This window comes from Limimaricola cinnabarinus (genome assembly GCF_002723615.1).
Classification (GTDB): Bacteria; Pseudomonadota; Alphaproteobacteria; order Rhodobacterales; family Rhodobacteraceae; genus Limimaricola; species Limimaricola cinnabarinus_B.
The window spans coordinates 46360-55746 of the sequence record NZ_KZ304969.1 but is presented as its reverse complement, the minus strand read 5'-3'; the positions used below and the strand labels follow the sequence as shown (position 1 = coordinate 55746).

At 71.4% G+C, this 9387-nt stretch carries 12 protein-coding genes; 11 read left to right on the top strand and 1 reads right to left on the bottom strand.

The annotated features are described in order from the left end of the window. Nucleotides 1-312, bottom strand: a 312-nt coding sequence (locus CJ301_RS14905) for a hypothetical protein (protein WP_162620554.1), incomplete at its 3' end; no start/stop codon positions are given. A 159-nt stretch (nucleotides 313-471) separates the two neighbouring features. Between CJ301_RS14905 and fabF the strand changes: the two genes are divergently transcribed. The 11 genes from fabF (at nucleotide 472) to CJ301_RS14850 (ending at nucleotide 9369) form a co-directional block, all read left to right on the top strand. Continuing rightward, nucleotides 472-1740: a beta-ketoacyl-ACP synthase II gene (gene fabF, locus CJ301_RS14900; protein WP_099278174.1), complete on the top strand. Its 1269-nt coding sequence runs from the start codon at nucleotides 472-474 to the stop codon at nucleotides 1738-1740. Next, entirely contained in the window at nucleotides 1740-2903 is a 1164-nt protein-coding gene (mltG, locus tag CJ301_RS14895) for an endolytic transglycosylase MltG (RefSeq protein ID WP_099278173.1), read from the top strand. The genes fabF and mltG overlap by 1 nt, the downstream gene beginning before the upstream one ends. A gap of 182 nt (nucleotides 2904-3085) precedes the next feature. Further along, complete coding sequence (locus CJ301_RS14890; RefSeq protein WP_099278172.1) at nucleotides 3086-3418, top strand: hypothetical protein; 333 nt, start codon at nucleotides 3086-3088, stop codon at nucleotides 3416-3418. After that, nucleotides 3336-4706, top strand: coding sequence for a DNA-packaging protein (locus CJ301_RS14885; protein WP_173812373.1), 1371 nt, complete (start codon nucleotides 3336-3338; stop codon nucleotides 4704-4706). The genes CJ301_RS14890 and CJ301_RS14885 overlap by 83 nt, the downstream gene beginning before the upstream one ends. Nucleotides 4707-4884: 178 nt before the next feature. After that, nucleotides 4885-6057, top strand: a complete 1173-nt coding sequence (locus CJ301_RS14880) for a phage portal protein (protein WP_099278170.1) — start codon at nucleotides 4885-4887, stop codon at nucleotides 6055-6057. After that, nucleotides 6050-6265: a GTA head formation protein, RCAP_rcc01685 family gene (locus CJ301_RS14875; RefSeq protein WP_099278169.1), complete on the top strand. Its 216-nt coding sequence runs from the start codon at nucleotides 6050-6052 to the stop codon at nucleotides 6263-6265. The genes CJ301_RS14880 and CJ301_RS14875 overlap by 8 nt, the downstream gene beginning before the upstream one ends. A gap of 11 nt (nucleotides 6266-6276) precedes the next feature. Further along, the gene (locus CJ301_RS14870; protein ID WP_099278168.1) at nucleotides 6277-6825 is read left to right on the top strand and encodes an HK97 family phage prohead protease; all 549 of its coding nucleotides are present in this window, start codon (nucleotides 6277-6279) and stop codon (nucleotides 6823-6825) included. Further along, nucleotides 6818-7987, top strand: a complete 1170-nt coding sequence (locus tag CJ301_RS14865; RefSeq protein WP_099278167.1) for a phage major capsid protein — start codon at nucleotides 6818-6820, stop codon at nucleotides 7985-7987. Before CJ301_RS14870 ends, CJ301_RS14865 begins: the two co-directional genes overlap by 8 nt. Before the next feature lie 43 nt (nucleotides 7988-8030). Continuing rightward, complete coding sequence (locus CJ301_RS14860) at nucleotides 8031-8627, top strand: head-tail connector protein (RefSeq protein WP_099278166.1); 597 nt, start codon at nucleotides 8031-8033, stop codon at nucleotides 8625-8627. Further along, nucleotides 8624-8962, top strand: a complete 339-nt coding sequence (locus CJ301_RS14855) for a head-tail adaptor protein (RefSeq protein ID WP_110522085.1) — start codon at nucleotides 8624-8626, stop codon at nucleotides 8960-8962. The genes CJ301_RS14860 and CJ301_RS14855 overlap by 4 nt, the downstream gene beginning before the upstream one ends. Further along, nucleotides 8959-9369, top strand: coding sequence for a DUF3168 domain-containing protein (locus tag CJ301_RS14850; RefSeq protein ID WP_099278165.1), 411 nt, complete (start codon nucleotides 8959-8961; stop codon nucleotides 9367-9369). Before CJ301_RS14855 ends, CJ301_RS14850 begins: the two co-directional genes overlap by 4 nt. The last annotated feature ends 18 nt before the right edge of the window (nucleotides 9370-9387 follow it).

The window sequence follows — 9387 nt, the reverse complement described above, 5'->3', positions numbered from 1 at the left end:
GCGGCGCGCGGCCCGGCTGTCGAGATGCGCCCGCGCCGCCACGGCCCCCTCGCTGCGGTCGAGCGCGACGGCCTCGGCGGCCCGCGACAGCACGGCGTCGATGTCGCGCCGCTGGGCGGCGAGCGGATGGCCGCGCAGCTCCCACATCACGCGCGCGCTGTCGGTGCGGCGCAGCGCGCGCGCGAGGCCGCCCAGATCCCCGGCGGCGCCCTGCGAGACCAGCCGCTCCAGCGTCACGATCGTCTCGCAGGCGGGCTCGGCGCGCAGCGGCGCGGCCAGGGCGATCAGCAACAACACGAACCACAGGCGCATGACGGCTCTCCTTTGCCCACTGTCATGCTCCGGGAGGGCTGAATTCCGCGTTAACTCGCCGCCACGCCCCGCATGGCACGATTCCGCCGCGTCGCGCTCTTGCTCCCGCGCGGAGCCCTGCGGTATCAGGGCGCGAGTTATTGCGAAGAGGATGGTCAGATGCGGCGAGTGGTCGTGACGGGGCTGGGGCTGGTGACGCCGCTGGCCGACAAGGTCGAGCCGAGCTGGGAGGCGATCCTGGCGGGCAAATCCGGCGCGGGGACCATCACCCGCTTCGACGCCGATCATTTGGCGACGAATTATGCCTGCGAGGTGCCGCGCGGCGCCGATGCCGATCCGGCGGTCCGGTTCGACGCCAATGCCTACATGGAGCCGAAAGAGCAGAGGAAGGTCGACGACTTCATCCTCTACGGCATCGCCGCCGCGCAGCAGGCGGTCGAGGATTCGGGCTGGGCTCCGCAGGATGACGAGGGCCGCGAGCGCACCGGCGTGATGATCGGCTCCGGCATCGGCGGGCTCAACTCGATCGCCGAGACGGCGCTCCTGATCAAGGAAAAGGGCCCGCGCCGCGTTTCGCCCTTCTTCATTCCCGGCGCGCTGATCAACCTGATCTCGGGACAGGTCTCGATCCGCTACGGCTTCAAGGGGCCGAACCATTCGGTCGTCACCGCCTGCTCCACGGGCGCGCATGCGATCGGCGACGCCGCGCGTCTCATCAAGTACGGCGCCGCCGACGTGATGATCGCGGGCGGGGCCGAGGCCGCGATCTCCGAGATCGGCATTGCCGGCTTCAACGCCTGCAAGGCGCTCTCGACCAAGCGGCGCGACGACCCGGCTGCCGCGAGCCGCCCCTATGACGCCGACCGCGACGGTTTCGTCATGGGCGAGGGCGCGGGCATCGTCGTGCTCGAGGATTACGAGCACGCCAAGGCGCGCGGCGCCAAGATCTATGCCGAGGTGCTGGGCTACGGCCTTTCGGGCGACGCCTATCACATCACCGCGCCCTCCGAGAATGGCGAGGGCGGCGAGCGGGCGATGCTTGCCGCGCTCAAGGATGCGAAGGTCGATCCGACCCAGATCGACTACATCAATGCGCATGGCACCTCGACCATGGCCGACACGATCGAGCTTGGCGCTGTGGAGCGGATGATGGGCGAGGCCGCGAAAAAGGTCACCATGTCCTCGACCAAGTCGATGACCGGGCATCTTCTGGGGGCCGCGGGCGCGATCGAGGCGATCTTCTCGATCCTCGCGATCCGCGATCAGGTCGCGCCGCCGACCATCAATCTCGACGATCCGGCGGTCGAGACCGTGGTCGACCTCGCCCCGAACCACAAGCGCGAGCGCGAGATCAACATCGCGCTGTCCAACAGCTTCGGCTTCGGCGGCACCAATGCGAGCGTCGTCTTCGGAAAGGTCGCCTCCTGATGTGGCGTCACCTCGCCTCGAACACGATCACCTTCCTGATCGTCGGCCTCGCCGGTGCGGCGGGGGTGATCGCCTGGGGGGTCAACGAATATTCGGGCGAGGGACCGCTTGAGACCGCGATCTGCCTGCAGGTCGAGCCGGGGACCAATTTTCGCGCCGTGAGCCAGCGGCTTGCCGAGAAGGGCGCGATCGGCTCGGATTCGATCTTTCGGATCGGTGCCGAATACGCCGACAAGACGAGCCAGCTCAAGGCGGGCAGCCACCTGATCCCCGAGCGCGCCTCGATGGAGCGCATCGTCGACATCGTCACCCGCGGCGGCGCCTCGACCTGCGGCACCGAGATCCTCTACCGGATCGGCGTCAACGCCGTCGCGGCGGAAGTGCGCGAGCTCGACCCCGCGACCTCGGACTATGTCGAACTGGTCGAGTTCGACCCGACCGCCGAAGCCGTGGAGCTGCCGGGCGAATATACCGAGATGCGCGAGCGGGCCGACACCCGCTACCGCATCGCCGTGGCCGAGGGCGTCACCTCCTGGCAGGTGACGCAGGCGCTCAACGCGCTCGACACGCTCGACGGCGATGTCGAGGAGATCCCGGCCGAGGGCAGCCTCGCGCCCGACAGCTACGAGATCACGCCGGGCACGCAGGTCGCGCAGGTATTGGAGCGGATGGAAGCCGCGCAATCGGCGATCCTCGCCGAGGCCTGGGAGAACCGGGCGGGCGACCTGCCGCTCGACACCCCCGAGGAGGCGCTGATCCTCGCCTCGATCGTCGAGAAGGAAACCGGCGTTGCCGCCGAGCGTCCGCAGGTGGCGAGCGTCTTCGTCAACCGCCTGCGGCAGGGCATGCCGCTGCAGACCGACCCGACGGTGATCTATGGCATCACCGAGGGGAAAGGCGTGCTCGGCCGGGGCCTGCGCCGCAGCGAGCTGGACCGCGAAACGCCTTGGAACACCTATGTGATCAACGGCCTGCCGCCGACGCCGATCGCCAATCCCGGCCGCGCCGCGATCGAGGCGGCGCTCAACCCGGCTTCGACCGATTACATCTTCTTCGTGGCCGACGGCACGGGCGGCCATGCCTTTGCCCAGACGCTCGCCGAGCACAACCGCAACGTCGCCAAGTGGCGCGAGATCGAGGCGGAGCGCGCCGCCGGAAACTAAGTTTTCGTAAACGGAACGGACGCTTGTATGGCGTTCCTCACACGGCCCGGATTGACAGGGCGCGCTGTTTGACGTAAGGTCAAGAGCAAGCTGGCAGAGATGCGCAAGGCGGCCCCGGAGAGATCCGGGGCCGCCTTTTTCGTGCCGTGACGCCAGCTTCGAAGATGGAGGCAGGCAAGCTTATGGACGAGGTGACGGGCCCCGACGGGGCGCAGGCGGCGGCGCGCCGCAAGGAGTGGGAGGATGCGTGGCATCTTCTGTCCTCGGTGCGGTCGACATTGGCCGACATGCTGGAGGATCTGCGTTCGGAGGTCGGGGCGCCGAAGGATTTGCAAAAGAAGATCAGCGAGTTGGAGGCCGCTCTGAAGACGGCGTTCGAGGTGGAGAGGAAGTTCAATGACTGGCTCGGAAAGCAGACCGGCGGGCTCGCCGATGGCGAGATCGACATCGAGGCCGCGCGGCGACGGATCGCTTGCCGGCTGGATCGCCTGCGCGCCTGCTGCCGCGAGGGATGAGTTCCTCGCCGCGCTCTCCAAGGCCGAGCTTTCGGCGCTGCCCTGGATGTTCGACCTCTGGGCGCTGCCGCATCAGCTTGCCCCCGCGGGCGATTGGCGGACATGGGTGATCCTTGGCGGGCGCGGCGCGGGCAAGACCCGCGCCGGGGCCGAATGGGTGCGCGCGCAGGTCGAGGGTGCGCGGCCCGGTGACCCGGGGCGCGCGCGGCGCGTGGCGCTGGTGGGCGAGACGCTCGATCAGGCGCGCGAGGTGATGGTGTTCGGCGAAAGCGGGCTCATGGCCTGTTCGCCGCCCGACCGCCGCCCCGACTGGAGCGCGACGCGGCGGATGCTGACATGGCCCAACGGCGCCACCGCGCAGCTCTTTTCTGCGCATGATCACGAGGCGTTGCGCGGCCCGCAATTCGACGCGGCCTGGGCCGACGAGCTGGCCAAGTGGAAGCGCGGGGCCGAGGCCTGGGACATGCTGCAATTCGGCCTGCGCTTAGGCGATCCGCGCGCCTGCGTGACGACGACGCCGCGCAACACGGCCGTGCTGCGCGAGCTTCTGGCTTCTGACAGCACGGTGACCACCCATGCGGCGACGCAAGCCAACGCCGCCAATCTCGCGCGCGGCTTTCTCGACGAGATGCAGCGCCGCTACGCGGGCACGCGTCAGGGGCGGCAGGAGCTCGAAGGCGTGCTGCTCTCGGATGCCGAGGGCGCGCTGTGGACCGCGGCCATGCTGGCGGATTGCGCGGTCGACGCGGCCCCCGATCTCGACCGCATCGTCGTCGCCGTCGATCCATCGGTAAGCGCGCATGCCGGCTCGGATGCCTGCGGCATCGTGGTGGCGGGGGCAATGACGCAAGGCCCGCCGCAGGACTGGCGCGCCTTCGTGCTGGAGGATGCGACGGTCGAGGGGGCCTCGCCGCAGGGCTGGGCGCGCGCGGCCTGCGCCGCGATGGCGCGGCACGGGGCCGAGCGGATGGTGGCCGAGGTCAACCAGGGCGGCGCGCTGGTCGAGACGGTGGTGCGGCAGGTGGACCCGATGGTGCCGTTCAAACCGCTTCATGCCGGGCGCTCGAAGGGGCTTCGGGCCGAGCCGGTGGCGGCGCTCTACGAGCAGGGGCGCGTGCATCACCTGCGGGGCCTCGGCGCGCTGGAGGACCAGATGGCGCAGATGACGGCGCGCGGCTTTCTCGGCTCTAGCTCGCCCGACCGGGTCGATGCGCTGGTCTGGGCGCTGCACGAGCTGATGATCGTACCGGCGCAGGGCTGGCGCCGCCCGCGTCTTCGGATGCTCTGACCTTGTTCATCTTTCTGCAAATACGCGCGGGGGGCCGCGGCACGCGGCGGGGGCGGCAGCCCCCTCCCATGCCGGTGTTGCGCGGCCCCCCGGACCACCGCGCGCCGCGTTCCGGCTTTCCCAATCCCGGCCTGCCATTCTCTGCCCCAAGCCATGAGACGACCAGCGGGGGGCGGCGATGTTCGAGTTCTTCAAGCGCGACAAGGGGGCACCCGAGGCCAAGGCCTCTGCGGCGGGGCGGTGCCTTGCCTGGCCCGGCGCGGGGCGGCCGGCCTGGAGCGCGCGCGACACGGTTTCGCTCACCCGCGCGGGTTTCGTCGGCAACCCGGTGGGCTTTCGCGCGGTGCGGCTCATTTCCGAGGCGGCGGCGGCGCTGCCCCTGATGCTTCAGGACCGGGGCCGCCGCTATGACGCGCACCCCGCACTGTCGCTTCTGGCCCGGCCCAACCCCGGCCAGGGGCGGGCCGAGCTGATCGAGGCGCTGGTCGGGCAGATCCTGCTGACCGGCAATGGCTATGTCGAGGCGGTCGGCACCGAAGCGCTGCCTTGCGAGCTGCATGTGCTGCGCTCGGACCGGGTTTCGCTGGTGCCGGGGGCCGATGGCTGGCCGGTCGCCTATGACTACGCCGCGGGCGGTGCCAGGCATCGCTTCACGGTCGCGGACGGCATCTCGCCCGTCTGCCATATCAAGAGCTTTCACCCGCAGGACGACCATTACGGCCTGTCTGCCCTGTCGGCGGCGGCCACGGCGATCGACGTGCACAACGCCGCCTCCGCCTGGTCCAAGGCGCTTCTGGACAACGCCGCGCGCCCCTCGGGCGCGATCGTCTATCGCGGCGCGGACGGGCAGGCGGGGCTGACGCCGGACCAGTACGACCGGCTGGTCGAGGAGATGGAGAGCCAACACCAGGGCGCGCGCAACGCCGGCCGCCCGATGCTGCTCGAAGGCGGGCTCGACTGGAAGCCGATGGGGTTCAGCCCCTCGGACATGGAGTTCCAGAAGACCAAGGAGGCGGCGGCGCGGGAGATCGCGGTGGCCTTCGGCGTGCCGCCGATGATCCTCGGGATACCGGGCGACGCGACCTATGCCAATTACCAGGAGGCGAACCGCGCCTTCTACCGGCTGACCGTGCTGCCCTTGATGGCGCGGATCGCGGGGGCCCTGGCCGAATGGCTGTCGGATTTCGCGGAGGAGCGGTTCGAGCTTCGCGTCGATCTCGATCAGGTCCCTGCACTCGCCGCCGAGCGCGACGGCCAGTGGCGGCGCGTCTCGGAGGCCTTGTTTCTCACCGATGCGGAAAAGCGGGCGCTCCTGGGCCTTCCGGCGCGAGAGGTCGGCTCCGATGGATGATCCGCGCGATCCGGGCTTTGCCTGCGCGCCGGGGATGCGGGTCGAGGCGCATGAGCGGCTGGTGGCGCTGCAATTCGCGCAAGTCGCGGCAACGCTGGAGCGGATCGAGGCGGTGATGGAGCGGCTGGAGCGCCGGCTCTGGCTCGCCGTCTACGGCGTCGTCGCGGCCATCGGCGCGCAGGCGGCGCAAGGGATCGTGGGGCTTTGAGGGAGAGGATGATGGAGCTGGAACGCAAGTTCTGCGCGGGCGGCACGGAGGGGGCCGGGCCGCTGGAGATCGGGGAGGGCGCGGTGATCTCGGGCTATGCCTCGCTTTTCGGCAAGGCCGACCAGGGCGGCGACGTGGTCGAGCCGGGGGCCTATGCCGCCTCGCTCGACCGGCTGACGGGCGCGGGGGGGCGGGTGCGGATGCTGTGGCAGCACGACCCGTCGCGCCCGATCGGCGTCTGGGACGAGGTGCGCGAGGACGCGACCGGGCTGTGGGTCAGGGGCCGCATCCTGACGGAGGTGGCGCAGGGCCGGGAGGCGGCGGCGCTGGTGGCGGCGGGGGCGATCGACGGGCTGTCGATCGGCTACCGCACCCGGCGCGCGACGAAGCGGGACGGGGGCCGCAGCCTCGCCGAGCTGGAGCTTTGGGAGGTGTCGCTGGTGACCTTTCCGATGCTGCGCGAGGCGCGGGTCGGGGCCAAGCACGAGGATGCGCTGATCGCGCGGCTGCGCGCGGCGCGGGCAATGCTGAGAGGCAACGAGGGGGAACGCGATGCGTGACGATGACGAGCTTGGCCGCGAGATCGGCGGGCTGATGGACGAGCTGGGCCGGTTTTCGGCCGAGATCCGCACGAAACTCAAGGCACAGGACGACCGGATGACCAGACTGGACCGCAAGACCGCGCGCGCCGCGCGCCCCGCCCTCGAAGCCAAGGCCGAGGGCCAGCCGCACCGCGCCGCCTTCGGCGCCTATCTGCGCTCGGGCGAGGATGAGGGGCTGCGCGGCCTCGGGCTCGAAGGCAAGGCGATGAGCACGACCGTCGCCGCCGATGGCGGCTACCTCGTCGATCCGCAGACCGCCGAGCGGGTGCGCGGCGTGCTGGGCTCCACCGCCTCTCTGCGCGCCGTGGCCAGCGTGGTGGCGGTCGATGCGGGCTCCTACGACGTGCTGATCGACCATGCCGAGCCGGGCGCCGGCTGGGCCGGCGAGACGGCGGCGCGGACCGAGACCGGCACGCCACAGATCGACCGGATCAGCATCCCGCTGCACGAGCTTTCGGCGCTGCCCAAGGCGAGCCAGCGCCTGCTCGACGACAGCGCCTTCGACATCGAGGGCTGGCTCGCGGGGCGCATCGCCGACACCTTCGCCCGCTCCGAGGCCGCGGCCTTCGTCTCGGGTGACGGCGTCGACAAGCCCACCGGCATCCTGAGCTATCCGCAGGTCGATGATGACGGCTGGTCCTGGGGCAGCCTCGGCTACGTCGCCACCGGCACCGATGGCGGCTTCGATCCCGCCGCCCCGGTGGATGCGCTGATCGAGCTCGTCTACCGGCTCGGCGCGCCCTACCGCGCGGGCGCGCGCTTCGTGATGAACTCGCGCACCGCGGGCGCCTTGCGCAAGCTCAAGGACGCCGATGGCCGCTTCCTGTGGACCGACGGCCTGTCGGCGGGGGAGCCCGCGCGGCTGCTGGGCTACCCGGTGCTGATCGCCGAGGACATGCCCGACATCGGCACCGATGCCTGCGCGCTGGCCTTCGGCAATTTCGAGGCGGGCTACACCATCGCCGAGCGGCCCGACCTGCGGGTGCTGCGCGATCCGTTCTCGGCCAAGCCGCATGTGATCTTCTACGCGACCAAGCGCGTCGGCGGCGCGGTGAGCGATTTCGCGGCGATCAAGCTTCTGAAGTTCGGCATCGCCTGGTGCGGCGCCGGGCCGCCATGAGGGGCGGCCCGGCCCTTGGCTCGCGAGTGCGAAAGGACGGGTGATGAGACTGATCGAGACGGGGGCCGTGCCGGAGACGGCCCTGCCCATCGAGGGCTTTCGCGCGCATCTGCGGCTCGGCACCGGCTTTGCCGAGGACGGGTTGCAGGACGCGGTGCTGGCGGGCTTCCTGCGCGCCGCCATCGCGGCGATCGAGGCGCGCACCGGCAAGGTGCTCCTGGCGCGCGGCTTCGCGCTGGAGCTCGCGCGCTGGCGCGACGGGCTGCGCCAGCCGCTCCCCGTGGCGCCGCTGCGGGCGGTGACGGCGTTCGAGACGCGCGACGCGCAGGGCGTGACCAGCCCGGTGCCCACCGGGCGCTGGCGCGCCGTGGCCGATGACGCGCGGCCCGCGATCGAGGCGCTCTCGGTCGCGCTGCCCGCGATCCCGGCGGGCGGGATCGCGCGGATCGGCTTCGAGGCGGGCTTCGGCCCGAACTGGGCCGACATCCCCGCCGATCTGGCGCAGGCGACGATGATGCTGGCCGCGCATTACCACGAATACCGCCACGACACCGCGCTGGGCCCGGGCTGCATGCCCTTCGGCGTCACCGCGCTGACCGAGCGGTTCCGCAGCCTGCGGCTGTCGGGGCGCGGAGCATGAGGCCGGTGCGGCTGAACCGGGCGCTTGTGCTCGAAGCGCCGCTGCGCGCGCCCGACGGCGCGGGCGGCTTCGTGCAGGGCTGGACCGCGCTGGGCACGCTCTGGGCGCGGGTGGAGGCGCGCTCGGGGCGCGATCTCGACGGTCTGGGCGCGGCGCTGAGCCGGGTGCTCTTGCGCATCACCATCCGCGCCGCGCCGCAGGGATCGACGATGCGCCCCGCGCCCGAGCAGCGGCTGCGCGAGGGCGGGCGGATCTACGCGATCCGCGCGGTGCGCGAGCTCGATGCCGAGGGGCGATACCTCGTCTGCGAGGCCGAGGAGGAGGTGGCGCGATGAGCTATGCGATGGCCGAGGCGCTGCAGGCGGCGATCTATGCCCGCCTGACCGCGCATGCGCCGCTCACCGAGCTTCTGGGCGCGGCGATCTACGACGCGCTGCCCGCGGGCCCGCTGCCGCCGCTCTACGCGGTGCTGGGCGCGGAAAAGGCGCGCGACGCCTCGAGCGGCACGGCGGCGGGGGCGGCGCATGAATTCACGGTGAGCGTGGTCAGCGACGCGGCCGGGTTTCGCGCCGCCAAGCAGGCGGCGGCGGCGATCTCGGACGCGCTGTCGGGCCCGCCGCCCGCCTTGTCGCGCGGGCGGCTGGTGGGGCTGTGGTTCGCGCGCGCGCGGGCGCGGCGGACGGGCAGCGGCGATGCGCGGCGGGTGGATCTCGTGTTCCGCGCGCTGAGCGAGGACGTCTGAACATCATCAAGGAGGGCG

Bases quoted from the DNA above. Each gene is read 5' to 3' on its own strand.
- CJ301_RS14855 (WP_110522085.1), top strand. From the start codon at position 8,624: ATGAGGCCGGTGCGGCTGAACCGGGCGCTTGTGCTCGAAGCGCCGCTG.
- CJ301_RS14865 (WP_099278167.1), top strand. From the start codon at position 6,818: ATGCGTGACGATGACGAGCTTGGCCGCGAGATCGGCGGGCTGATGGAC.
- CJ301_RS14885 (WP_173812373.1), top strand. From the start codon at position 3,336: ATGGCGAGATCGACATCGAGGCCGCGCGGCGACGGATCGCTTGCCGGC.
- mltG (WP_099278173.1), top strand. From the start codon at position 1,740: ATGTGGCGTCACCTCGCCTCGAACACGATCACCTTCCTGATCGTCGGC.
- CJ301_RS14860 (WP_099278166.1), top strand. From the start codon at position 8,031: ATGAGACTGATCGAGACGGGGGCCGTGCCGGAGACGGCCCTGCCCATC.
- CJ301_RS14875 (WP_099278169.1), top strand. From the start codon at position 6,050: ATGGATGATCCGCGCGATCCGGGCTTTGCCTGCGCGCCGGGGATGCGG.
- CJ301_RS14850 (WP_099278165.1), top strand. From the start codon at position 8,959: ATGAGCTATGCGATGGCCGAGGCGCTGCAGGCGGCGATCTATGCCCGC.
- fabF (WP_099278174.1), top strand. From the start codon at position 472: ATGCGGCGAGTGGTCGTGACGGGGCTGGGGCTGGTGACGCCGCTGGCC.
- CJ301_RS14890 (WP_099278172.1), top strand. From the start codon at position 3,086: ATGGACGAGGTGACGGGCCCCGACGGGGCGCAGGCGGCGGCGCGCCGC.
- CJ301_RS14870 (WP_099278168.1), top strand. From the start codon at position 6,277: ATGGAGCTGGAACGCAAGTTCTGCGCGGGCGGCACGGAGGGGGCCGGG.
- CJ301_RS14880 (WP_099278170.1), top strand. From the start codon at position 4,885: ATGTTCGAGTTCTTCAAGCGCGACAAGGGGGCACCCGAGGCCAAGGCC.